The sequence below is a fragment of the Undibacterium sp. JH2W genome, from assembly GCF_049340425.1.
Lineage (GTDB): Bacteria > Pseudomonadota > Gammaproteobacteria > Burkholderiales > Burkholderiaceae_D > Undibacterium.
In genome coordinates this window covers 118835-145334 of sequence record NZ_JBMPOT010000005.1, presented here as the reverse complement: position 1 = coordinate 145334, position 26500 = coordinate 118835, and the positions used below count along the sequence as shown (strand labels likewise).

Sequence of the window (26500 nt, the reverse complement as noted above, 5' to 3'; positions counted from 1 at the left end):
GGGTGTTTACTGCATGCAGGGGTCGCAGGCTTCTTTGCTGTACTTGTTGCGGCAGATGTTTTTTCCCGGATATTTTTTCTCGAGATCAGCAAAATATTTACAGGTGGATTCATTCAGTGGTTTGATTTCCGGCAGTTGCAGTTTGACACCGTTCTGGTCGGATACACTCATGCGTGAACCGTTGGTGTCAGAGCGCAATTCTATGCTGTTGTCTTTGTTCCAGAGCCGCAGGGCGCTGGCTTCACCTTCTGGCCCGGCGACGAATAAAGCCAGTTGCTTGTGCTTGCTATCGAGCGTGATCATGGCGTTGCTGCCATTGTCCTGGGTGACGTAGCCGCCGCGTTCTGTGCCTTCTTCATCAAAGATCAACAGGCCAGCCGCATTGCTGCCGCGCGGTGTGACCTTGCCATCCATGACGGCATCAGGCAGGTTGCCACCAAGGCGGGCGCGAACTATACCCTTGTTATCGACGATGACAATTTCTTTGGCTTTGATAATACCGCTTTCTGGCGCCTGGGCTTGAGTTGGCTTGGCAGTGAACCAGGCAACAACGGATAGCAAGATCAGTGCTTGCAACCAGAACAGTTTTTTCATACGTTTGTTGGATTGCTCGCAATCGGCCAGTCTTTGCATTAAATCTGCATTCATGCTTTTTCTCTTTTGTTTTCTTTTAAGTAGGGGTTGATATTGCCAAATGAATGTTGTTCATTTTGTTTTTGGATGCCACGTGAGACCCACCCGGTATCCAGGTGCTTGGACTAAGTGGGGTATTAAAAGTTTCATCGAGGAAACGAATTGTTTATGAGATGTTGATGTTGCCCTCTTTTTTATGGCTTGCAGCAATAAAAAAAGAGGGCAGTATGATAGTGCTGAAGAAAACTGCTCAAATGTCAGCCTGGCAGATGTGGAGCATCAGGTCACAGGTAAGCATTAACATCCACTGCATCTATCTGTTCGGGTCGCATGAACATCTTGCCATATTCCAGATATACCCCGGAACGCAGGAATAGCGCAAACAGCTCCGGGTCTATGTGCTGGTCTTTTTTCATGAATCCCATGATCTTGATGGCTTCTGATAGTGTTTTGCCTTTCTTGTAGGGGCGGTCGGTGGCGGTCAGGGCTTCGAAGATGTCTGCTATGGCCATCATGCGGGCGGGTATGCTCATGTCGGCTGCCATCAGGCGTTTGGGGTAGCCTGTGCCATCCATTTTTTCATGATGACCACCGGCAATCTCCGGCACTTTAGCGAGGTGGCGCGGGAAGGGGAGTTTTTCCAGCATCATGATGGTTTGTATCATGTGTTCATTGATCTTGTAGCGTTCTTCTTCTGACAGGGTGCCGCGAGCTACGGTGAGGTTATACACTTCACCGCGGTTGTACAGGTGCTCAGGCACCTTGACCTTGAAACCCCAGGGGTTGTCTGGCCTGACATTGTCACGTTCTGCTCTGCTGAAGATATGTTCTGCCTTGTCACTCAGTAGCTGCTCTTGTACGGGTAATGCTGGTTCTGGTGCGCGGTCTTTACGTTCTTTTTCATCGTGCGAGATACCGATGCGGTCTGACAGAGTGCGATTCCAGCTGCGTTCTGCAATTTGCTTGATGCGGGCGATTTTGTCAGAGGCTATGAATTCACCGCCTTCATTGCAGGTGGCGATGAAGTTGAATTCTTCATCGAGTTCTGCCAGGGTTTTGTCGAGTTCAGTTTTGAGTTTTGCTTGCTGATCTGGCGTTTCTGCAACTGCTTTCCAATAACTGATTTCTGCATCGCGTTTCAGCACTTCAAAACGCATGCGAATTTCATGGATGCGGTCGTACAGGGTTTCGAGCTTGGTGGCTTTATCGACGATATATTCTGGTGTGGTGACTTTGCCGCAGTCATGCAGCCAGGCGGCGATGTGCAGTTCTTCCCATTCTGTCTCTGTGAGCTGGAAGCCTGCAAACGGGCCTGTTGTTTCCTTGCAGGCGGCCTGGGCCAATAACTTGGTCAGTACGGGCACGCGCTGGCAATGGCCGCCGGTGTAGGGGCTTTTGGCGTCGATGGCGCTGGCAATCAGTTGTATGAAGGCTTCCAGCAGGGTCTTCTGTTCCTGTATCAGGCGCTGGTTTTCTATGGCTATTGCGGCCGCGCCAGAGACGGCTTCGGCCATGGCTTGCCTGCCAGGATCGATGGCAGCATCGTCTATCACCAGGGCGATTGCGCCAACCAGGGTATTGTTTCTATCCTTTAAAGGGATGGCGATGAGGGTAGTAATGTGGTCGGTGGCAGGCAGGGTGCTGAAGTAGCGTGCCAGGTCTGCTGGCTGCAACTGGCAGATACTGCTGCGGGACTTGCAAGCCAGTATGACGGGATGGTCTTCATCCGTCATACTGATGCATTGGGTGGCAGCTTCCAGCACCTCATGGTCTGCGTAGGCTTGCACTACCTGCATGGTCTGGTCTTGTGGCTGGTAGAGATATAACATGCCGGATTTGGCTTCGGTGATTTCCGACATTTCTTTGAGTACCCGCGCCAGCAATTTATCGTAATTGGTTTCGGATGCCAGGCTGCTGGCGATATCAAGGAAGGAGCGTATGGTGGCTTTCATCCCGCGCATTGAATTACTGAGATCAGCAATTTCCTTGATGCGTGACTGGATATTGACCGGGCTTCTGAAGTCGAAACGGGCTATCTTGCTGGCTTCTGCATTGAGTTGTTTCAGCGGCATGGAGGCCAGCCTGGAAAAATAAATGGTCACGCTCAAGCCTATCAGTAGCAAGAGCATGAACAGGGCGATGCTTTGCCTGCGCATCTTGATGACGCCTGCCAGCAATTCATCATGCGGGCTGGCAATCAGGATGCGCAAATCCTGGCCACCGGGGATTTGTATATTGCCCTGATAGGTAGACCAGGTTTTCTCCATCACATCCAGCGTCTGACTACTATTGCCATCGAGCTTGCCCAGCTCGAGTATTGCATTGAGTACGGGCGTATCTTGCTCTGCCAGCGTGGGCATGCTTTGTGTGCCATCCAGGCGCGTGGTGATTTGCGGCTTATAGGCTGGCTGCCTGCCATTTTGCCAGGCCAGCAACTGACCCTTGCGATCTATCAGGGCCATCATGGTTGACGGGGTGACGCTGCTATTCCTGATGGTTTCATGGATGGTGGGCATTTCTATATCTATGCCGACGACTGCATCTGCATGGACTATTTTTTGTGCGTAAGTGACACCGATCTGGCCAGTGGTGAAGAAATAATAGGGTTCTGATACATGGGCTTGACCGGGGTCTTTCATGGCGGTTTCATACCAGCCACGCAGGCGTGGATCGTAATTACGCAAAGGTAAGTGCTGGCGACTGATCTCATTGAGCCTGTCATCCAGATAAACAATGTGTTCCAGCATCTTGCCTGCATCCATGCTGGTGCTTTGCACTATCCATGCAGTCTTGTCGGGTGCCTTGAATACCTCTTTGCCGCCATTGGACTTGGCGAACTGCCGCAATAAAAAAAACTCACCATCGGCATAACCAACGTAAGCAGAAGTGGCAGATTTGACGCTGATGATGGCCTTGGCAAGATAGTTGACATGGGTCAGGCGTTCATCGAGGTTCTTGCCCGCGATGGGATGGGATTGCGCCAGTATCTCTGTCTGGTTTTTTACCGGCTCATAAATGTCTTTGACATTGCTGGCAACTTCATTACCTATCAAGGAATAACTGCTATTTGCCTGGGACAGGATGATTTTACTCATGCGCATGAAGAGCACAGTGCCCATGGCAAGCGCAAAGATCAGGATCAGGCCAGTAAAGAAATAGGAGATGTAGATGTGGAAATGAACATTTTTGGTCGCGCGCATTGCCTGGTCCGCCTGATGAGGTGGGTGTAGCCGTGGGAGAAATGAAGCATTATAGGTAGTGAAGTGAGAATATCTAAAAAGCAAGAACTATGGTAGTGATTTATTTGCCTATACATAAAATAAATCTTCAACCATTTGCCTGGTGCAGGATGCTGGCAGGCGGAAAAAGGCTAGTTGGATCTAGAGGGTAGAACCTGGTCGTGCCGCGTGTAGTATTAAATCACCTGAAGAAACCGGCAAATCAACATGAAACCTGGTCGCCAGGCCTGGGGTGGATTCAAAACCGATACTGCCCCCCATTCTCTCTACTAGTTCGCGTGTGATGGCCAGGCCCAGCCCGGTGCCACCATTCTGGCGGGTGTCGGAAGAATCGGCCTGGGCGAATTTCTGGAAGATGCGCTCGCGGAATTCATGCGGGATACCGACGCCATGGTCGATGACGCAGATGCGTATTTTTTTTCCTCTTTGCTCTGCCTCAATTTCCACCGCATCATTCTCTGGTGAATATTTGATGGCATTCGACAGCAAATTCGACAAGACTTGCATGAAGCGCTGGGTATCGACCGAGATGCTGATTGCCGGGATATTTTTTGATAAACGCAGGCTGACACCACGTAGGGTGCCAAAGGTTTGATTGGCTTCTACCGCTTGTTGCAGCAAGTCACTGAGGTCGCTGGCTTCCAGGCGAAATACCATTTTACCCGCAGTGAGTTTTTCCATGTCCAGCAAGTCATTGATGAGGAAAGTCAGGCGCTGGCAGTTTTTATTGGCAACGTCTATCATCTGTTTCATGCGTTCAGAATAGCTGCCAAACACACCACCAGAAATCAAACCCAGCGCACCGGAAATCGATGTCAGTGGCGTGCGCAATTCATGGCTGACCGTGGAGATGAATTCGTTCTTGATTTTTTCTGTGCGCTTGCGTTCGGTAATATCACGCATGAGGGCGATGTACAGAGGCTTGCCCTGACGCCTGACGGTGGAGACTGACAAGTCCAGCGGGAACAGCTCACCATCCTTGCGCCTGGCTTCCACTTCACGGCTTATGCCTATGATGTCTTGTATGCCGGGTGTGATATTGTCGGGCGCAGAGTAGCTGGAGTAGGGGATCAATTGCAATATGCTCTTGCCCAGCAATTCATCGGCAGTAAAGTCAAAGATATGTATCGCGGCATTGTTGACACTGAGAATATGATTGTCTTCATCGAAGGTAATGATGCCATCAAGGACATTGTCGAGTATCGCACTGGTATGGGCGGCCTGGTCACGCAGGTTTTCTGCAGTGGCTCTTCTTTCACTGATGTCCTGGAAAGTACCGTAGACGCGCACGCAAACATTGTCTTCGAATTGAGGGAAGCCGATGACGTGTACCCAGCGCTCATTGCCTTTTGCGCTAAGAATACAGAATTCAGTATCAAAAGACATTCCTTCACGCACTGCACGGACAAATAACTCACGTATCCTTTGCTGATTTTCCACCCCTTTGTAAAAGGCTACGGCTTCGTCGACGCCACAACTGAAGTCATCATCGACTTCATGTATTTCTTTGGTGACTTTGCTCCATTGCAGCTTGCGGCTTTTTATTTCCAGCCCCCAGGTGCCGATACGGGCCGCGGCATTGGATTTTTCCAGTAATTCGTAGGTATGTTCAAGCTCGGCTTCGGCTTCTTTTTGCCTGGTGATGTCAGCATGGCTGCCCGACATGATGAGCGGTTCCCCATTCGGCCCCCAACTGACGACGCAGCCGCGGTCATGTATCCAGATCCAGTGACCATCCTTATGGCGCATACGGCTCTTGAGATCAAAATATTCGATCTCACCGCGGAAGTGCTGCTCTATCATGCCGCTGGTGATTTGCAAGTCTTCCGGGTGGCATAGTTTGAGCCAGGTATCGACGGTGGTGGGCTCCAGCTCTGCCAGGGTGTAACCCAGCATCTCGGCCCAGCGTTCGTTGTAGATGGTTTCGCCGGTGAGGATATTGCATTCCCAGGTGCCTATATTGGTGCCCTTGATGACATTGGCTAATTGTCGTTCAGTTTCCCGTCTTTGTTTTTGCACGCGGGCGGCACTGATTAACTGGCCCAGGGTGCTGAATAAGGGACTTAAAAAATCGCAGATCTGCTGATCGTACCCATCGGCTTTGTTGGCAATGCCGACCAGGGCAATCAGCTCACCATCATATTGCACGGGTATGCACAGGAAGCTATGCAAGGTTTCTAAATGTGCCGGGAAAACCTGATTCAGTGCCTCTGTCGTGAGGTCATTGTCTATCACTGGCAGGGCAGCCTTGAATGCATGACCATAGCGGGATTTCAACTGCTGGCAGGCAGCATCCCTTGCCTCTGCTTCCAGGTTCAGACTGCTGATGTGGTCTGTTGCAGTATTCCAGGCCAGCATCATACTTTTCAGGGCTTGGGCGCTGGCGTTTTTGTTCTTGACTTCGCAAATGAACCCATAGGCACTCTCCGTGAGTTTCAGGATCGCAGCCAGCAGAGATACAAAACCTTTTTCCTGACCGGTTTCGCGTATGAACAAGGCTTGGGCCATGGCAATGGCATCACTGAGGGCACGCTGCCTTTGTAATTGCCGGTCCAGCTCCTGCCGCTTCATGACGCCGCTGATCCAGTCGGCCAGCAGACGCACAAAATCCGTTTCCACCTCGGAAAAAGGAAATACCCTGGCTTCTGTATGCCAGATGCATAGTGCAGCATCGTCTTTGGCGTGGATATGCAGGCGCAATCCTATCAGGCTTTGCACATCGGTTTGCAGATGGTGGCAATGACGATATTCACTGTCAGCCAGATTGGCTATCTGTATCAAGCCCGTTGCTGTCTCTGGCAAGTGACAGAGTGTAGCCTGGCCTGCTTGCTCCTGCGTAGCATGCAAGCTATTGCCGGACTGATATAACAGTATTTCTTTCCTATTGTTTTGCAAGCGACTGATCTGGCCACAAGTCATGCCCAGGTAATCACAGGCCATGGACATGCTTTGTTGTAGTGCAGAATCCGGATCTTGATAAGAAAGAGAGGTGATGGCGGTTAAGGCCAGCAGGGCATGGTGTTGCCTTTGCTGTTCTTCACGGGAAAATTCACGCTCTACACAATCTGCCAGGTCGCGCAAGGTGGCCAGATCGGCAGCAGCCAGCGTGCGTGCTTGTGTATCAATAATGCAAAGGGTACCCAGGTGCTGGCCATTGCTTGCCCTGAGAGGGGCACCAGCATAAAAGCGTATATGCGGAGCGTTGGCAACCAGAGGATTATCTGCAAAGCGGGTATCCAGGCTGGCATCGGGGATGTACAAGACATCCGGGCTGAGTATGGCATGGCCACAAAATGAGATATCCCTGGCCGTCTCTGTGGCGTCCAGGCCTTGCCTGGATTTGAACCACTGGCGTTCACTGTCTATCAGCGAGATCAGGGCAATTGGCGTCTGAAACAAGCGGCGTGCCAACCGTGTCAGGCGATCAAAACGTTCTTCTGTGGGCGTGTCAAGTATGGCGCAGGCAATCAGGGTTTGCAGGCGCAGGGCTTCATCAGTGGGAAACGCAGGTGCTTGCATAAATGCTAGTCAGTCGACAGGCTGGCCAGCCATTTTTGCAAACCTTCACCATACAACGGCTTGCTGGCGAAATAACCTTGCATGGAATCACAGCCGAGCTGGCGCAGGCTTTCGCGTTCGGCAGCGGTTTCTATGCCTTCGGCAATCACACTCAGGCCCAGACCATGGCCCATTTCTATGATGGCTTTGACCAGGCCCTGGGTGGCTGGCTGCTTGTCGATATCAGTGACAAAGCTGCGGTCTATCTTGAGTTCACTGACGGGCAGGCGTTGCAGGTAGGACAGGGAAGAGTAACCGGTGCCAAAATCATCAATCGACAATTCCAGGCCTATGGCACGCAGGCGATTCAGCAATTCTATGGTGCTGCCCGGATCTTCCATGATGCCACTCTCGGTAATCTCCAGTTTCAGCAGTTTTGGGTTGAGTTCATATTGACGCAACAGCGTAGAAATCTGGTCGGGAAAACTGGCGTCGCGCAAATCATGGGTGCTGACATTGACGGCGATGGTCTGGGTTGGGTATTTGCCTTGCCAGTTCTTTAGCGTAACGATGGCTTGCTCCAGCATCCACATGGTTAGCAGATTGATATAGCCTGTGCGCTCGGCAAAAGGCACGAACTCAGCCGGAGAGATAAAACCACGGGTAGGATGTTGCCAGCGCACCAGGGCTTCAAAGCCATAGGCCTTGCTGGTATCCAGGCGAAGTTTGGGTTGCAGCCACATCTGCAGTTCAGCACCGCGGACAGCAGAGCGCAAGTCCGACAACAGGCTCAGATGTGTCAAACGTGAAGCTTCTTGCGCATCGCTATACCAGGCTGATGCACTGGCACTACGCTTGGCCGCATACAGGGCAACTTCGGCATTCCTGATCAGGGTCATCAAGGGCATGGGTGTGGCTGCCGTGATGGCAAAGCCATAGACCAGGCTGACATCGACGGAATGAAGACCACATTTTACGGGAGGGGCCATGGCTGCATCGATGCGTTGATGCAAGTCTTCAATACTGGTTTTTGAACTATCTGTGCAGAGTATGGCAAAAGCACCGCCTGCCAGTCTGGCCAGCCAGGGCTTGGTTGTGCTGGTATCGCTGCTGATCACTGTCTTCAGACGCAGTGCTATATCGGAAATAACGGTGTCACCCGTATCAAAACCCAGGGTTTCATTGATGACTTTCAGGCGTGCCAGGTCCATCAGGATAAAGCCCTGATGTGGCAAATCCTTGCCCTCGTGGGTTTTCAGCAGCAGGGTTCGGTTAGGTAATTCTGTCAGGCTGTCGTAATAAGCCAGACGCTCTACCGTCTGTTCACGTACACCTATGGCTTCGGCCATGGTATTCAAGGCTTCGCCCACCCGTGCCACTTCTTCAGTTTTGCTTGGGATAAAGCGGGTTTGATAGTCTCCCCTGGCAATTTGCAAGGCGCTGGCTTCCAGTCTTGCCAGCGGCCTGACGACGCTGCGGGTAGTCAGCCAGGCCAGTACCGCCGCCATGATGACCCCGAATATGGATAACATGGCGACCAGCATGCCGGTTTGTTCCAGTTCATGCTGTGCTTGTGCCTGGTGAGTCAGTATCAATTCCTGTTCGCGCTGCAGGAAGTTTTTTGACTGATCCAGTAAGGCATCCAGTGCCGGTTTGACTTGTTTGATAAAACTTGCCTTGGCGGCTTCCTGGCCTTCTTCTTCCAGTTGATTGACTGTATCCAGATAGTGCTTGTTATAAATCCGGCGTTTTTCCTGGAGGATTTTCAGGTTTTTTAATTGCTCGTCATCACTAAGTGATGCTTCCAGTGCAGTGATAAGGCGGTCAATCTGGCGATTTTTTTCATCGACGATGGCGTATTCAGGCACCCGTTGTTCATACGGTACAGTCAGGAATTGCAACAGTGCCCGGCCTACATTTTCTGTCGAGACACTGAGTTCTTGTACATACAAGAGACTTTGTACTTCTTTGCGGGCAAATTTCTCGCTCAAACTCGTCATTTTGCGAATTTGTGAAATTGGCAACAAAAGAACAATGCTGAATAACACCAGTAGCAAGCCATAGCTAAGCGCCAGCCGTACACCTATGCGGCGCAAGCGCAGGAAATGGGTCAGGCGATTAAGACTATTCGGCATATTCAGGTCAGATCAAAGTCTGTAAAAGGGGGGGGGCGTTGCTGTCTTCAGTTGTCCAGCCCCTTGCAGGAGCCTGGATAACATACATGACTCTCATGTTAATGCACTATCAACAACAAGAGCAATACCATTGTGGGGCTGACGGTAAACAAAAAAACGCCCGGCAAGCCGGGCGTATGAAGTTTGCAGCAGTTCTGTTTATGCAGAATTGCTGCAAAGGCGCAAAGGAAAAGTTGAAAATTAAAAAGAAGGCATCAGAACTTGTAGTTGTATTCCGCTCCCAAACGTACACTACGTGGCGCTGTCATGCTTAGCACTCCGCCGTAAGTGTTACGTAATACATTGTTGTTGTTATAGCGCTCTTCAATTTTTTGCACAGTTTGTGCATTAAATACATTGAAGACATCTACTTTTAATACCAGCCCCTTGACTAGCTGCGGTTTGTAAACCAGGTTTACGTCCAGATTTCTATCCCATTCGAGATTGCCAACTGTACCGCGTGGTGACGGGACATTCTGGTTGACTGTCGCACCATAGCAATAGAATGTTGCCGAGTTGTAGTTGATACCATATGCCACTGCACGCGGATCAGGATTGGGGAAGCCACCTTTGCAATTGGTTGGACGGCCAGCAGCGATCAGCAAGTTACCACCGATAGTCAATTCTGGTGTCAGGTCATAGTAGCCAAAAGCTTTTAACTGATGAGTACGGTCATTTGGCAATCTTCCGCTGGCGTAGTACATCAATTCCTTGTAATCCCAGGTTTGCGTGGTTGCCACGTCGGCTTGTCCGGTCGCAGTATCAGAGAGGGTCTGGCCTTCGGTATTTCCTTCACTGCGTGACCAGGTGTAGTTAACTTTGCCGTACCAGCCATTGCGATAAGGATGCTCAGCAAACAGGTCCAGTGCCTTGTAGACACGCTTGACTTTTTCCATACCTATGTTTGCCGCTGTCAGATGAACTGCAGAATACCCCTTGCCACCTTTGAAATCTATCAGGAAGTCATTGTCTTCGCCCGGATTGAAAGCCGCTCCTGAAAATGACCAGTTATCACCAATCGGCACATTATTGCGTTTGGCCCAATCTTCAAACACGCGTGGATCGCTGAAGTCATCAATGGATGAACGCAGGGTGCGATAGGTAATCTTGGCACCAAAATTCAGGTTTTGCGAAAAGGCCTTTTCAAAGCCCAATGTTAACTCATCCTGATACATGGGTTTCAGGTTGGTGGCAGTGATGGATTTTGGATCTTTTGCCTGACCAAATTCGCTATTGCCAGACAGGGGATTGGTCAATTGTGTCAAGCCGGTAGGCAAGCCATTTGCATCTGTTCCAGTATATGCGTAATACTGATTCGTGTTGAGCGAACCATTAGCTTGGCGCAAGGCAATGACAGATGGCATCTGCACCATATAGCGACCGGCACTACCAAACAGCTTCAACGATGAATCGCCATTCACGTCCCAGGCAGCGCTAAAACGCGGCGCCAACTGGTTTTTCATATCGACAAATTTGACCTTGTCCTGATTCGAATTGGAAAACTGCTCGTTACGCAAACCAAAGTTCAACAAAATGTCTTTGGTAATCTGGAATCTGTCTTCAATGTATTGAGCAGATTGTTGTGTATATGCGTTTGATACTGTGGAATACAATCCTTTTTGCACATAATAACCCTGGGCTGCATATCCGCCATATGGTGTCAGGGCCGGGATCACACCGCCAGTAGCGTTTATAGGTAAATCCGGGGTTGTCGTGCGCAAATAACTCCAGGTGCCTCCACCGGCACTGTATACACCTGCATTGAGGGAATCAGCAGAATTGTTATCCAGACCAGCACGTACCAGATGCTTGCCGAGCTTGTATTCGATATCAAGCCTTGTGGATTTGATGGAGTCGGTAGATCCATCGTAATTCAAATTACCAAGCAAGCTTTGAGATGAATTGTAATTCAAGCCCGGTACACGGCTATTGGTATCCGCAGTGACTGCGAACAAATTGGCATTGTAGCCAACCGGTTGATAGACATGCTTGGCCTTGCTTTGACCATACAAGGCGGTGATGGTCAGGTTGTCGGTGATATTGCCGACATAGCGTAGGATTTGCACATCGCTACCATTGTCGCCAAGATTGGCATCGGGATCGAGCTCTATATGCTCGGTCAATTTGGCGACTGCGCCACGTGTACGTGTTGCATAGTCATATGAATAATAGCTATTGTCATGCTTGGTCTTGTCACCAATGACGGTGAATTCCAGGCGGTGGTCGTCATTGATATTCCAGTCCAGTTTGCCATAGTAACGATTGATTTCGTTATTTTGATCGCGCCATCCATTGGACGCAAGCGATGATGCTGTTCTTTCTTTACTGACTACACCATTGTCGGAACGTGTTCCTTCGGCCGCAATAAACATGAATAATTTATCTCGGATAATAGGACCGCCTACATAGGCACCAAGTTGTTTTTCATTGTAAGTATTTTCTGCACGATTCAATCGCGTAAGGCCATCGGTTGCCTTGGTATTACTGGCTCCAATGACAGGGTAATAGTAGTCAAGCCGCTTGGCGCGCAGCGAATTTGGTGTATAAGTGCTTGAGATACCTGTTTCCCAGTTATTGGTGCCGCTGCGGGTAGTGATGTTGACGATGCCACCAACAGATCGGCCGAATTCAGCACCAAAACCACCCACCAAAACCTGTGCCTGAGAGATCGCACCAAATGGCAATTCAGAAGCTCCCAATTGCGTCAGGGGATTGGTCACCACCATACCATTAATGTAGTAGGCATTTTCAGACGCACCACCACCTGCGAAAGCTGCGCCGCCAGCATAAGTTGGGTCGCTGCGCGTAGTATTGGGCGCAAGTTGTATGATGGCATTGACATTTTTCGCGATAGGTAACTTGTCCAACTCCTTCGCGGTGAAGGTGGCACCATTTGTTGCATTTGATACGTCTATGCGGGTGCGCGTGGCTGCCACTGTCACCGACTGAACGCCGGAGCCGTCAAGGTTGAAGGCTGCTTCCACACCCTGTCCAGCCAGCACATCAAGTTCTACACTGGACAGTGTGTTACTGTCTTTAAGCAAGCTGGCACGATAGTGGCCAATGGGTAAGGCAGTGGCCTGGAATTTGCCCGATGCGTCTATACTCACAGTGCGTGTCAGATTTGTTTCTGTATTTTTTATCACGACATTACTGGCAGAGCCAGGCGCGACTTTGCCATAAACTGTACCGGCAGCATTTGATTGCGCATGCACGGCGGGGGCAAATGCCATTGTCAATGCAGCTGTACCAAATGCCAGTGTCAGTGCGTGGGCAACCAGTGTTTTTCTGAATACATGATTTCGTTTTTGCATGTAATTTCCTAAAGTTTTCATTGAACGCGAAAGTGACTATCCCGATGATGCTTGCCTATGTTTCGACATTAAAAAAACAAACGGCAGGTCGGTGTGAAAGAGACTTTGCCATGAAAGAAATACCTCAACTATCGACTAGGGATGAGTTGGAATTGCCAGGTGATGGGGGAAATTGCAGCGTGACGAATCGGGATAAAGCAGGGATGAAACGGGCTGATGTGTTGTTTTTTGCGAGTGCTTTGGGATGGGGGATTTAACTAAAAAAATGCAAAGCGCGATCAGAAAAATTTTGCATCAAATAGTAGTAAATAATTTCTTCAAATTTTTCAGATAACTTTCGCTGACCCTGACCACATCCCCGTTGCTTAAATCTATTTGATGGCTGCCATCAGTATTTATTTTCAAATTGGCGATCGCATCACAGCGTACTATGGCTGTTCTGTGCACTCGTATGAATTGATGCTCTGGCAAGCGTGTTTCCATAGCCGTGATAGTGGCGCGATGCAGGACGACGCGCTTGTTGAGATGGACTTCTACATAATTGGCGGCAGTACTAAGCCAAATCACTTCATCAATATTAATGCGTTCTGTATTGCCTATGGATTTGATGATAAGTTGCTGCAGTTCAGGGCTGCGCTTGCCTTCATCAAAAGCTGCCCGGTCTTGCAGATAATCTTGTATCGCTGTCGAATTCAATGCTGTCTGTTTCAGATTCAATTGTTGCAAAGCTCTCTGCAGCATCAGATTAAATCTTTCGTCATCATAGGGTTTGAGCAGATAATCAAGGGCAAATACGTCAAACGCGCTGACAGCATGCTGGTCGTATGCGGTAATGAAGACGATCAATGGGGTATTGGGCAGGGTGCAGATTTCGCGGGCGAACTCCAGGCCATTTTGTTCCGGCATTTCTATGTCCAGCAAGATCAGATCAATGTTGGTTTTTTGCATGAATTCTTTGGCCAGCGCTGTCGAATGGCAGCTCCCTACCAGTTGCCAGTCAGGATTGCCTGACAAGACATATTGCATATTGATTAGCGCAGGTAACTCATCATCTACCAGCAAGACTTTTTTGAGGCTCATGTTTTCTTCAGATAGTCAGAGAATGTGGTTAGGGGCAGGAGCTGGAGTATTTCATGCAGGCTGCAAAAATCGCAAGGGAAATTCCAATGTTGCCGTATAACGATCTGTGCTGGCTTCGGTTCTCAGGGCTGCCCGTTGTCCGTAAAGGATGGCCAGCCTGTCCGTGCTTGCGGATAAGCCCAGGCCATGACCTTTTTTACTACAGCCTTGCTTGAAAACCGGGCTGGTGATGTGAAACTCCAGTATATCGCCTCTTTGCAGCAAGTTAATTTGTATGTGGCAAATTTCGTGATTTTGCTCTACGCCATGATGGATGGCATTTTCTACCAAAGGTTGAAATAGCAGAGGTGGGCATGCGAGTTTTTCCCATGGCACGTTTGCCAGATGCCAGGTGATGCTGGTGCGCTCGCCATAGCGTAGCATTTGCATGTCCAGATAGGCTTTGGTGAAGTTGATCTCGTCTGACACACTCAACCACTCATGTTTGCTTGAGTGTAATACGTAGCGCAATAATGCACTGAGTTTTTCCAGTGCGTCAGAAGCCAGTTCGCGGTCGGCTGTTCTGACCAGCGCACTGATACTATTGAGTGCATTGAATAAAAAATGTGGTTTTAACTGCCCCTGCAGGAGGCGCAGTCGCAGTGCTAGACTTTCGTTATTTTGCAGGGAATAAGCTTGACCTTCTGCCTGCACCTTGATCCAGAAAGCAAAGGCAGCCTGCATCAGATAGGCAAACAATAAGAGTGTTGTATCTATGAAATAGGCAAAACCAGACCTTTTGTTGATACCAAACTTGAAACCAGCCAAGTCATGATGTGCGACCAGGGTTTCCATAGACAGGGCCAGGGCAGTCAAGATTGGCAAGCCCAGTAATAAAGTCAGGCTACATACAGCAAGTATGTTTCTGGGTTTTAGCAGGATGCCAGTGTTTTTTGATAACACAACCGCAAAGGTACAGCTTAACGTTGCCAGCAAAATGTAACCGGGTAGTATCGATGCATATTCAAGTAAAATATTTGCAGTTGTCGGATCGCGTAATGTGTCTTTGTAAAAGGCCAGGGCATGCAGGCTGGCAATCAGTAACCAGCACAATAGCGTGAATCCCAAATTCAGATAAGTGGCCTTGTTCTTTGCTTCCCAGATAGGTGAGTAGGTCATTTCATCGGGCCAGGGTTTCCCGGGCGCAGATTCGCGATCCTGATTCGAAGCTGCAATGACTGGCAAGGTTTGGCTATCCATCTTGTAAATCCTTTGAAGGGATGCTCATGGCAAGGCTTATTTGCCCAGGGTCTTGCGTCAATTCCAGGCTGGCTACGCCAGCATATAAAATATCCAGTCTTTCTTTCACTTCAACAATTTGTATCATGTCAGTTTGTCTTGTTGCGTTTTCCAGTTTGAGGAGGACGCAGAAATTGAGCACATCATCTGCCAATGTCAGGTTGGCCAGCAAGATATGTTTTTCCTGCTTTAGAGTAATTGACCATAGCAAGGCCTGCTCCAGGAAAGCATGTAGTAATAGAGCCGGGCAAGTAATCGCAGACCAGTCATGATCAGATAGCATCCATTTGACTTGCAACTGCTGGCCATAGCGCAATTCTTGCAAACTCAAATAGGCTTTGGCAAAACCTATCTCGTCAGCCATAGTGGGTTTTTCACTACCGGTAGAACGCAATACATAGCGCAGTAGATCACTAAGGCGGGCAAGGGCGGTGGTAGCAAGACTGCGATCTGCCACACGAATAAGATTACCTATGCCATCCAATGAGCTGAGCAGGAAATAAGGTTCAAGCTGGCATTGCATCAAGGACAGACGAAGCATCAGATTTTTTTGACGTAACTCTTGGGTACGCTTGGCTTGTTCATGGCTGCGTCGCCAAAATGTCACCGCGACTTGCATGAAATACGCAACACTGGCTTGAAAGCCCAATAACCACCAGCCCATGGCTGACATGTCGTTCAGCAAGTTCAATACAGATGGCGGATTTTTCTTTAAGACAAAATAATATGTGGTCGCCATTTCATAGCAGACTTCAAGGGGCAGGAAGATCAAGATTACCAGGAAATACAATAACAACAGTTTTTTTACATGTAGGCAGTGTTCTGGCAAATACTCAAACACCATTGCCAGGATAAAGCTCAACAGAATATATGTCAGAAAAGAGATAGTGGAGAGCCTCATCACCTCAATAAATGGTGTAGGCATCGTCTTTGACAGGTCTGCATATTGAGCAAGACTGAAGAATAATATGACCAGTCCCCAAGCCATGGGAATGGAAAACAAACTCTTTCTGAATGGAGATTGGCTTTTTCTGTTTTCAGGGATCATGAAGTGAGTCAAAAATAATGCAAATGATGCATGGTCACCCTTGGAGTTCGACTAAAACTCATCGCAGCAGTTGGAATTGGATGTGCTCCCAAGTCCTATTTTAGCCTGAGGTCATCCAGAAAGAACAAGATTGATATGTGTGCTTGCCGACTATGTCATGAAATCACCTGGAATTACAGTCCAAAGGGATCAATCACTTGAAAACAGGGATGAATCGCTCACTCAGGTAAGTGATTTTAGCGAGCAATTAACAGATACAACATGAGCACATTGGCGACGATGGACAAGACAGCCAGCAAGCGCCAGGTGGCTAGCGGGTCGCGTTGTGCCAGGGGTTTTGCCTGTGGGGCAGGCAGAGGGTGGGCGGCACCACGTTCCAGCGCCAGTAAAAATTCTTCTGCGGTTTCAAAGCGTTCAGTTTCGTCACGTGCCACGGCCTTGAGCAAGACATTTTCCAGCCAGTGTGGCAAATCGGGGCGATAACGGCCTGGTGATGCCGCTTCACCAAACTTGGGTCGCTGGAAAGGCTCGACTTCGCCATAAGGATAGTGACGCGTCAGCAAATAGTAAAGCGTGACGCCAGTGGCATACAGATCAGTGGCGCGCGATGGTGCCGCCCCCTGGAATTGTTCAGGTGCCAAAAATGAGGGGGTGCCTGCCATGCTGTGACTGGCATTGCCCTGGCCATCCTGGCTGTCAAAGCCGGATTGCGCTACACCCAGGTCAAGGATGCGGATTTCATCATCATCTCCCAGATGTACATTGGCGGGTTTGATATCCCTGTGCAAGATGCTGCGCCTGTGCAGTGCACCGATGGCGCGTACCAGCTTGCCACCGTAAGCGACTGCTTCTGGTATCGTGAAATGCTGGCCAGCTTCCAGCCTCTGTTGCAGGGATGCACCCGCATGCCAGGTTGATAGGTAATAAAGGTAATTTCTTTGATCGGGGGTAATCACCTGAGGGAAGAATCGTGCTACCACGCGCTTGGCCAGCCATGCTTCATGCGCAAAGGCTGAGCGCTCCTGTGCATCATTGGCCTTGTCGGGATGCAGGGTTTTTAACACCAGTTGCCGGTGATGAGAGATATCGCTGACGCGATACAGTATCGTCGTCAGCGAGGTATGCATGACTTCTTCTATCGCATAGCCATCAAGGGTCTGGCCTGGTTTCATGCGTGCTGGTACTGGCAGGGTGTGCAGTTCGCTGATGGCATCGCGCAACTCGCCTTCTGGCAAGCTGTCTATGCGTGCTATCACTGCACTGCAGTTGTCTTGCGACCCCGCTTTCAATGCGGCTGCACATAAAGCTTCGCAGGCAGCTTCACTGCTCAGCTTGCCTGCGCTGACCTGCTTCAAAAAATCTGTCAGGTCATATTCTGTCAGGCTGGCCCAGATACCATCACAAGCCAGCAAAAAGACATCATTGACGCGCAGCTCACCCATGCCATGATCGATGACGAGGTGATTGTCCAGGCCGATGGCACGGGTCAGCACATGTTGCATTTCTGGCCTATCCCAAACATGGTCCTGGGTCAGTTTTTGCAGCACGCCATCACGTAACAGGTAACAGCGGGTATCACCCACGTGGGCGCTGTAATACATGCGCCCGCGCAAGACCAGTGAGGTCATGGTCGTGGCCATGCCAGCCAGCTCACGGCGGACTGAGCCTTGCTGCTGCACCCAGCTATTCATGGCGACCAGCACCTTGTCGAGTGCTGTCGTCACTTCCCAGGTGTCAGGCGTTGCATAGTAATCGGTGAGCAGGCCACGTACTACATATTCAGCCGCTTCCCGACCACCTTCATTGCCAGAGACGCCATCGGCTACTGCCAATACCATGCCCTTGCAGGATAGCTCGGGTTCACCCGGCGTGACCATGCCGACAAAGTCTTCATTGCGTGGGCGTAAGCCGGCTACGCTGTGATGTCCGGTGCTGACGGTCAGAGGCATATGCGATTGATTAAATTTTTGCTGTAGTCATGGCAGCAGAGCCCCAGGTCGTGCGCCAGCGTTTCTTGACCAATGATAAACCCAGCAGGGCGATAATGGCGAGACTGGCGAAAATTGACAAGCCTATCTGATAACTGCCGGTGATCTGGCGTGAATAACCCATGCTGGCAGCCAGGTAAAAACCGCCTATGCCACCAGCCATGCCTACCAGGCCCGTCATGACGCCCATCTCTTTACGAAAGCGCTGGGGCACCAGTTGGAATACCGCGCCATTGCCCGTGCCCAGTGCCAGCATGGCAACCACAAAGACACATACAGCGGCGCTTGCTGATTGCAAACCTGTAGCTGCAATGAACAGGAAGGCAGAAGCAATGGTGTACATGACAGACAGGGTTTTGATACCGCCTATGCGGTCAGCAATACGGCCACCCATAGGACGTACCAGCGAACCGGCAAAGACGCAGGCGGCAGTGAAGTAACCGGCTGTCACTGGCGTCAAACCATATTGAGTATTGAAATAAATTGTCAGGGAAGAGGCCAGGCCAGAAAAACCGCCAAAGGTCACGCTATAAAAGAACATGAACCACCAGGCGTCTTTATCTTTTAATACGGCCAGATATTCAGTCAGGGATTTACTAGGCGCATCGCCCGGTGCATCCTTGGCGAAAATAAGATAAACCGCCAGTGCTATGAATAGTGGTATCAGCGCCAGGCCAAACACGTTCTGCCAGCCAAAGGCGATTGCCAGTGCTGGAGCAAACAGGGCCGCAAAAGCAGTGCCAGAATTGCCTGCACCTGCTATTCCCAAAGCCGTGCCCTGGTGTTCTGGCGGATACCAGCGCGATGCCAGCGGCAAGGCTACAGCAAAGGCAGAACCAGCCACACCCAGAATCACACCAAGAAATAGCAGTTGCTCATAGCTGTGCAAATTACCCAGCCATGCCCAGCATAAGCCTATAAGAACTACGATCTGGCCTATCAAACCGGCTTTCTTGGGCTTTAAATGATCGACCAGCACACCCATGACGATGCGCAGCAAGGCCCCTGCTAATAAGGGGGTGGCGACGATCAGGCCTTTTTGGGCGGCAGTCAGCCCCAGGTCTTTGGAAATCTGTATGGCGAGTGGCCCCAACAATACCCAGACCATGAAACTAAGGTCAAAATAAAAGAAGGATGCCAATAAGGTGGGCGTATGCCCGGCTTTCCAGAAAGATGTTTTTTGCATGATCGCTCCAATAGTGAACACGCATGCCACTTGCAAGGGACGTGCCATCAAAATGTGCATATCCTTGCCTTGCTTTGTGATTAAAAACAAAACTTACTGCGCGAAAACTGTGCGTCATCTGAATTAAATGGTGCAATGCACCAGAATGGCGGGATTTTGTATGAGGTTCATGAAGATTTGCTAGACATGCTTCAAGAAGTGGCATTGCTCTTGCCGCCAGCGGGGAATTTCTCAGTTTTTCTTAGTGAAAACCATATTAATGCGCAGTCAAATTGGTGCAGGCTTATAAAAACAAGCAGGTCTTCCCTCTTACAAAAATGAACTGGCATTGCTCTTGCTTAGAGGCTGGGGAGACAAGCAAAGGAGCAGCCATGAAGAAACTTAAGCTAGTGATGGTAGGGAATGGTATGGCAGGTGTGCGTACCCTGGAAGAATTAATCAAGATCGCCCCCGACCTGTATGACATTACCGTATTTGGTGCAGAACCCTATGCCAATTACAACCGTATCCTGCTATCACCAGTACTGGCCGGCGAGCAAACCATCAAAGACATCATGCTCAATGACGTGGACTGGTATGAAGAAAATAATATCACCCTGCATCTAGGCAAAAGAATCGTCAAGATAGACAGGGCACGCCGTTTGGTGATCGCCGAAGACGGCACCCAGACTGAATACGACAGGCTGTTGCTGGCGACTGGTTCTACACCTTTCATGTTGCCTGTACCTGGCAAAGACCTCAAGGGCGTGATTGCCTATCGCGATATCTACGACACCAATACCATGATAGAGGCGGCAGAAAAGCATACGCATGCTGTCGTTATTGGTGGTGGCCTGCTGGGGCTGGAAGCGGCCAATGGTTTGAAAATGCGTGGCATGAGTGTCTCTGTCGTGCACTTACCTGGCTGGCTCATGGAGCGTCAGCTTGATCCCGTTGCTGGCAAGATGCTGCAAAAATCCCTGGAAGACCGCGGCCTGAACTTTCTGCTCGAAAAAAATACTGAAGCCATCATTGGTGATGATGATGGTCATGTCAAAGCCATACGCTTTACTGATGGCCTGGAAATCCCTGCGCAACTGATCGTCATGGCCGTTGGCATACGCCCCAATACAGCACTGGCAGAATCTGCCGGTCTGTACTGCAATCGCGGCATCATCGTCAATGACACCATGCAGACTTATGACCCGCGCATTTACTCTGTCGGCGAATGTGTTAACCATCGTGGCACGGTGTATGGCCTGGTTGCCCCTTTGTTTGAAATGGCCAAGGTCTGCGCCAATCACCTGGCCAATTTTGGCATAGGCCGTTACCAGGGTTCAGTCACCTCCACCAAATTGAAAGTGACAGGCATAGACTTGTTTTCCGCTGGTGAATTCATGGGGGGCAAAGATACGGAAGAGATTATTTTGTCTGACCCCATAGGTGGTGTGTACAAGAAGCTCGTCGTCAAGGATGACAAGCTGATTGGTGCTTGCCTGTATGGCGATACTGTCGATGGCAGTTGGTACTTCAAACTACTGCGCGAAGGCAAGAATATTTCTGAAATCCGTGACTCATTGATGTTTGGTGAGTCAAATACCGGTGACGTTGGTCACGAAGGCCACACCAAGGCGGCTGCCATGCCGGATGAAGCCGAGGTCTGCGGTTGTAACGGTGTCTGCAAAGGCACCATCGTCAAGGCCATCAAGGAAAAAGGTCTGTTCACGCTGGACGATGTGCGCAAGCATACCAAGGCATCGGCATCCTGTGGTTCCTGTACAGGGCTGGTAGAACAAATCATCATGTTTACTGCGGGTGGTGATTATTCGACAGCGTCCAAGGTCAAACCCATGTGCGCTTGCACCGATCATAGCCATCAGCAAGTGCGCGATGCCATCAAGGTCAATAAGTTGCTGACCGTTGCAGGCGTACAGGAATTCATGGAATGGCGCACACCTAATGGTTGCTCCAGCTGCCGCCCAGCCATTAACTACTATCTGATTTCTACCTGGCCGCGTGAAGCCAAGGATGATCCGCAATCGCGCTTCATCAATGAGCGCTCACACGCAAACATCCAGAAGGATGGTACTTATTCCGTCATCCCGCGTATGTGGGGCGGTGAAACCAATGCCAGCGAATTGCGCAGGATTGCTGACGTCGTCGATAAATTCAAGATACCGACCGTCAAGGTCACTGGTGGCCAACGCATTGACTTGCTGGGCGTGAAGAAAGAAGACTTGCGCGCTGTCTGGCAAGATCTGGGCATGCCATCTGGCCTGGCGTATGCCAAAGGTCTGCGTACTGTAAAAACTTGTGTGGGTAGTGAATGGTGCCGTTTCGGCACACAAAATTCGACACTCATGGGGCAACAGCTAGAACGTGAACTGGCGCGCATGTATGCCCCTCACAAGGTCAAATTGGCCGTATCCGGTTGTCCGCGCAATTGTGCCGAGGCAGGTATCAAGGACGTTGGTGTCATCGGTGTCGATTCTGGTTGGGAAATTTATGTCGGTGGCAATGGCGGTATCAAAACTGAAGTCGCACAATTCCTGGTCAAACTGAAAACCCATGAAGAAGTCATGGAATATACCGGTGCCTTCTTGCAGTTATACCGTGAAGAAGGCTGGTACCTGGAACGCACCGTGCATTATCTCGCCCGCGTCGGCCTTGATTATGTGAAGAAAATCATATTGGAAGACCACGAACGCCGCAAGGACTTGTATCAACGTCTGCTGTTTGCATTGGAAGGCGAATCTGATCCATGGCATGAACCAGAAAAAGCCCAGGTCGATACGCGTCAATTCGAACGCTTGCCAGCATAACGCCATTTTTTGAGAGGAAAAAACATGAGTCAGGAATGGCAAGTTATTTGTCGCGTTGAAGATATCCCTGTGCTGGGTGCACGCGTGGTTGCACGTGCGGCCAAGCCGGATGTGGCTATCTTCAGGAATACAGAAAACAAGGTATTCGCCCTGCTGGATAAATGTCCGCACAAGGGCGGGCCCTTGTCACAAGGCATAGTCTTTGGTGAGCGGGTAGCCTGTCCCTTGCATAACTGGAATATAGAGTTGCCCACAGGTTGCGCGATTTCACCGGATGAGGGCTGCACCCAAAAATTCAGCTTGAAAGTGGAAGAAGACCAGGTCTATCTGGATGCGAATGAATTATCGACACTGGCAATAGAGGCATAGAAAAAATGCGCTGCATCCCGCTCAGTATGGTGATGCAGCGTGCACTTAAAGGCATGTATGACTGAAACCAAATCTACCTGTTGTTATTGCGGCGTTGGTTGCGGTGTAGTGATAGAAAGCGATGGCAGGCAAGTGCTGGGTGTGCGTGGCGACACCGAACATCCAGCCAATTTTGGCCGCCTGTGCAGCAAGGGCAGCACTTTGCATCTGTCGGCAGATGCAAAAATACAGCAGCAGGTCAGGGCACTGTATCCTGAAATGCGTGATCCGCTAATGCGTGAAGAGATACGTCAACGCAGTGACTGGGATGCCGTCATAGCCAGCATGGCTGGCAAGTTTGCCGACACCATCAAGACGCATGGTCCGGACAGCGTGGCGTTTTATATTTCTGGTCAGTTGCTGACGGAAGACTATTATGTCTTCAATAAACTCGCCAAGGGCTTGATAGGCACAAATAATATCGACAGCAATTCCCGCCTGTGCATGTCCAGTGCAGTTGCTGGTTACAAGCAGACCCTGGGTGCCGATGCACCACCCACCTGCTATGAAGACATAGACCTGGCAGAAGCCATTTTCATCGTCGGTTCGAATACTGCCTATGCTCATCCCATCTTATATCGCCGTATTGAACAAGCCCGGGAGAAAAATCCTAACCTGAAAGTGATCGTTGCTGATCCACGCCGTACCGATACCGCGCGTGAAGCAGATTTATTCCTGCCTATTTTGCCCGGCACTGATGTAGCACTGTTCAATGGTATGCTGCATCTGTGTCTGTGGGAAGATCTGATAGACCTTGCCTATATCCAGGAACATACCGAAGGTTTTGCCGAGCTCAAGCAAACCGTGCGTGATTACACGCCAGCGGCTGTTGCCAAGACCTGTGGCATCAAGGAGGCTGACCTGGTGCAGGCTGCGCGCTGGTTTGGACTATCCAAAGCCAGCCTGTCGCTGTATTGCCAGGGTTTGAATCAATCATCATCAGGGACAGCAAAAAATGCAGCACTGATCAATTTGCATCTGGCTACCCATCAAATCGGCAAGCCGGGTGCCGGGCCGTTTTCTTTGACTGGACAACCAAACGCCATGGGTGGGCGTGAAGTAGGTGGTATGGCCAATCTGATGTCGGGGCACCGCGACCTTGCCAATGCTGAACATCGCGCAGAAATTGCTGCTTACTGGGGCGTAGCTGATGTGCCAGCTTCACCAGGAAAAACCGCAGTGGAGATGTTTGAAGCAGTAAGACAGGGTGAAATCAGGATCATCTGGATAGTCTGTACCAATCCGGCGCAATCCATGCCCGAGCAAAACCTGATACGCGAAGCCCTGCAAAAAGCCGAGCTTGTCATCGTGCAGGAAGCCTATGCCAGTACGGCCACCGTGCCGTATGCTGACATCCTTTTGCCAGCCAGCACCTGGGCCGAGAAGACAGGCACCGTTACCAATTCAGAGCGCCGCATATCCCGAGTGCGCCCCGTCATACCCGCTCCTGGTGAGGCAAAACACGACTGGCAAATCGCCAGTCAGTTTGCCCAGGTACTGGCCCCTTTGCTGGGCAAGTCACCTGTCAACTTCAAGTACGACAGCGATGAGCAAGTCTGGAACGAACACCGCGACAGCACCCGTGGCCGTGACCTGGACATCACCGGCTTGTCTTACGCGATACTCGAGCAGCAGGGGCCCCAGCAATGGCCGTATCCGGCTGGTGCCAGCATTGGCAAACAGCGTTTGTATGAAGATGGTATCTTCCCTACACCAAATGGTCGCGCACGTTTCGTCAATACCATGTATCAGCCTGTCAAGGACGCAGTCGATGCACGCTACCCATTCTCATTGAATACTGGTCGCCTGCGCGATCAATGGCACGGCATGAGCCGCACCGGTACTGTTGCGCAGTTGTTTGCCCACGTGGCAGAGCCTGGCCTTTGCATGGAAGCGACTGATATGCAAAGACGCTTTTTGAAAGCGGGTGATCTGGTGCACGTCAGCAGCCGCCGTGGCACTGTCATTTTGCCAGTAGTCGAAAGTGATGAGCAGCGCGCCGGTCAGGTTTTCGTCGCCATGCACTGGGGGGAGGAATATGTATCTGGCCGTGGTCATGCACAGAATGCCAGCTATGGTGTGAATGCCCTGACCTCACCGGCAATCGATCCCAGCTCAAAACAACCGGAACTGAAAGCCGCCGCCGTCAAGATTCTGAAAGCAGAATTGCCCTGGCGTTTTGTCGTGTTTGCCTGGCTGGATAGTGACGATGCTTATAGTATCCAGGCTGCCTTGCGCCCTTATATGCGCGAGTTTGCCTATGCATCCTGCACACCATTTGGTCGCGACAAGGTGGGGGTGATTTTTCGCGCAGCCAATGAAGAAGCGGTAACAAATGAAGTACTGGAAAAAATCGAAAAGATTTTTGGTATAAAGGGTGTGGATGTCTTGCGTTATGACGACAAGCGCCGCAGTGTTTCGCGTCATATCCTGGTGAAAGAAGGCAGCCTGGCTGCCGTGGCACTGGCGGGAGATGTGTCTGCTGAAAACTGGCTCAAGGACTTCCTGCAGGCACAGGAACCAGTCGCCAGACTGGGGCGTCTCCTGCTGATGCCTAGCACCACCGCACCGCAGGGTTTTACAGCCCGTGGCAAAGTGGTGTGCAGTTGCCTGAATGTGACGGATACCGAAATCAATAAGGCACTTGCAGGTATGGATGGCTTGCCCGTCGATATATTGACTGGTTTGCAGGGTAAGCTCAAATGTGGAACAAACTGTGGTTCTTGTGTACCGGAACTTAAGAAGATGATCAGTTTTAATATGCAAGAAAAAAAACCACTAACAGCATGAAGATAGAAAAAATAGACCCGGCTTCAGAGGCTGCAGGCAAGCTCATTGTCATGTCTGATGCTTATATGCGTAACTTATATCCGGCAGAGAGTAATTGATGACGATGAGCAGCTAAGTTATGGAGAAGTCAAGCACGTATTTGTGCCAGACGAATTCCGTGGCAGTGGTTTGTCCAAGCACATCATGCGTGCACTAGAAGACCATTTGCTCGACCAGGATGTCCATGTTGCCCGACTGGAAACAGGCATCAGACAACCCGAGCACCAGGCCTGTATTTTCGCCTCGGTTACGCCGAGTGGGCTGCTTTTGGCGATTATCATGAAGACCCCCTGAGCGTCTTCATGGAAAAGATTTTATCTGCTTGAACCCTCAGACCTTCAGACTGTTTGTCTGCGCAAACTCAGGAGCATCGCCCCAAACGAAATAAAGGCAGCACCAACCACGCGGTTTATCCATTTCACAAAATGCGGCTTGACCAGTACATGCGTGGCGCGTGCTGCCAGTTGTGCATACATCAAATGCGTCAGGTAAGCCAGACTCATGAAAATAGCCATCAGGGCAAAAAACTGTGGTGCCAGTGCTTCGCTGGCATTGATGAAATGAGGGAACAGGGCGGTAAAAAACATCAATGCCTTGGGGTTGGTGGCAGCAGTCAGAAAAGCTTCAGCAAACAATTTCTTCCTGGCTGGTTGCTGATTTTCGCCAGCATCCATCTCTCGTGGCAGTAGTGCATTATCTTTGCCAAATAATTGTTTTGCACCTATATAAAACAAATACAGTGCGCCTATGGTTTTGACGGCGGCAAACAGGACGGCAGACGAATTCAGCAAAGCCCCTAGTCCCAGAAATGCGGTCGTTGACAGGAAAAAGACGCCGCTGATATTACCCAAAGCGGACCACATGACAGCGCGTACGCCATAGCTGGCACCATTTTTCAGGGATAATAATATGGCCGGACCAGGGCTAAGTATGGAGAGTCCGGCTATCATGGTAAAGCCAAGCAGGGTCTGGGTTTGCATGGTTGGTATCCTGTTTTTTAGTCAAGAAATCATCAGTGCTTGAT

Annotated in this window: 16 protein-coding genes; 5 read left to right on the top strand and 11 right to left on the bottom strand. The window is 50.3% G+C overall.

Annotation, left to right across the window (positions count from 1 at the left end; all coding sequences use genetic code 11):
* Positions 1-6: 6 nt before the first annotated feature.
* The 5 genes from ACO0LC_RS08705 to ACO0LC_RS08685 all read right to left on the bottom strand — a co-directional run bounded on the left by ACO0LC_RS08705 (position 7) and on the right by ACO0LC_RS08685 (position 12858).
* Positions 7-648: a hypothetical protein gene (locus ACO0LC_RS08705; RefSeq protein WP_423002262.1), complete on the bottom strand. Its 642-nt coding sequence runs from the start codon at positions 646-648 to the stop codon at positions 7-9.
* A gap of 269 nt (positions 649-917) precedes the next feature.
* The gene (locus ACO0LC_RS08700) at positions 918-3833 is read right to left on the bottom strand and encodes an HD domain-containing phosphohydrolase (protein WP_423002261.1); all 2916 of its coding nucleotides are present in this window, start codon (positions 3831-3833) and stop codon (positions 918-920) included.
* A 180-nt stretch (positions 3834-4013) separates the two neighbouring features.
* Positions 4014-7391: a PAS domain S-box protein gene (locus ACO0LC_RS08695; protein ID WP_423002260.1), complete on the bottom strand. Its 3378-nt coding sequence runs from the start codon at positions 7389-7391 to the stop codon at positions 4014-4016.
* A gap of 5 nt (positions 7392-7396) precedes the next feature.
* The gene (locus ACO0LC_RS08690; RefSeq protein WP_423002259.1) at positions 7397-9505 is read right to left on the bottom strand and encodes an EAL domain-containing protein; all 2109 of its coding nucleotides are present in this window, start codon (positions 9503-9505) and stop codon (positions 7397-7399) included.
* Between the two features lie 254 nt (positions 9506-9759).
* A complete protein-coding gene (locus tag ACO0LC_RS08685) occupies positions 9760-12858 on the bottom strand; it encodes a TonB-dependent receptor (protein ID WP_423002258.1) in 3099 nt (1032 codons plus the stop codon).
* Between the two features lie 110 nt (positions 12859-12968).
* On the opposite strand from ACO0LC_RS08685, the gene ACO0LC_RS08680 reads away from it, so the two are divergent.
* Entirely contained in the window at positions 12969-13115 is a 147-nt protein-coding gene (locus ACO0LC_RS08680; RefSeq protein WP_423002257.1) for a hypothetical protein, read from the top strand.
* Between the two features lie 37 nt (positions 13116-13152).
* On the opposite strand, the gene ACO0LC_RS08675 is transcribed toward ACO0LC_RS08680, so the two are convergent.
* From ACO0LC_RS08675 to ACO0LC_RS08655, 5 genes are all read right to left on the bottom strand, one after another.
* The gene (locus tag ACO0LC_RS08675; RefSeq protein WP_423002256.1) at positions 13153-13938 is read right to left on the bottom strand and encodes a LytR/AlgR family response regulator transcription factor; all 786 of its coding nucleotides are present in this window, start codon (positions 13936-13938) and stop codon (positions 13153-13155) included.
* Positions 13939-13989: 51 nt separating this feature from the next.
* Positions 13990-15177: a sensor histidine kinase gene (locus tag ACO0LC_RS08670; protein WP_423002255.1), complete on the bottom strand. Its 1188-nt coding sequence runs from the start codon at positions 15175-15177 to the stop codon at positions 13990-13992.
* Positions 15170-15955 (bottom strand): histidine kinase, encoded by a 786-nt coding sequence (locus ACO0LC_RS08665; RefSeq protein ID WP_423002254.1) that lies wholly within the window; start codon positions 15953-15955, stop codon positions 15170-15172. Before ACO0LC_RS08665 ends, ACO0LC_RS08670 begins: the two co-directional genes overlap by 8 nt.
* A gap of 545 nt (positions 15956-16500) precedes the next feature.
* Entirely contained in the window at positions 16501-18213 is a 1713-nt protein-coding gene (locus ACO0LC_RS08660; protein ID WP_423002253.1) for a protein kinase domain-containing protein, read from the bottom strand.
* Between the two features lie 10 nt (positions 18214-18223).
* Positions 18224-19438 (bottom strand): nitrate/nitrite transporter, encoded by a 1215-nt coding sequence (locus tag ACO0LC_RS08655; protein WP_423002252.1) that lies wholly within the window; start codon positions 19436-19438, stop codon positions 18224-18226.
* Positions 19439-19809: 371 nt separating this feature from the next.
* Between ACO0LC_RS08655 and nirB the strand changes: the two genes are divergently transcribed.
* The 4 genes from nirB (at position 19810) to ACO0LC_RS08635 (ending at position 25770) form a co-directional block, all read left to right on the top strand.
* The gene (gene nirB, locus ACO0LC_RS08650) at positions 19810-22239 is read left to right on the top strand and encodes a nitrite reductase large subunit NirB (protein ID WP_423002251.1); all 2430 of its coding nucleotides are present in this window, start codon (positions 19810-19812) and stop codon (positions 22237-22239) included.
* A gap of 24 nt (positions 22240-22263) precedes the next feature.
* On the top strand, positions 22264-22608 hold the full coding sequence (gene nirD, locus ACO0LC_RS08645) for a nitrite reductase small subunit NirD (RefSeq protein ID WP_423002250.1): 345 nt from the start codon (positions 22264-22266) through the stop codon (positions 22606-22608).
* 57 nt (positions 22609-22665) lie between these two features.
* Entirely contained in the window at positions 22666-25437 is a 2772-nt protein-coding gene (locus ACO0LC_RS08640; protein ID WP_423002249.1) for a molybdopterin-dependent oxidoreductase, read from the top strand.
* 141 nt (positions 25438-25578) lie between these two features.
* A complete protein-coding gene (locus ACO0LC_RS08635) occupies positions 25579-25770 on the top strand; it encodes a hypothetical protein (protein WP_423002248.1) in 192 nt (63 codons plus the stop codon).
* Between the two features lie 44 nt (positions 25771-25814).
* Here the strand turns inward: ACO0LC_RS08635 and ACO0LC_RS08630 are convergent, their stop codons facing one another.
* On the bottom strand, positions 25815-26456 hold the full coding sequence (locus ACO0LC_RS08630; protein ID WP_423002247.1) for a LysE family translocator: 642 nt from the start codon (positions 26454-26456) through the stop codon (positions 25815-25817).
* Positions 26457-26500: the final 44 nt, after the last annotated feature.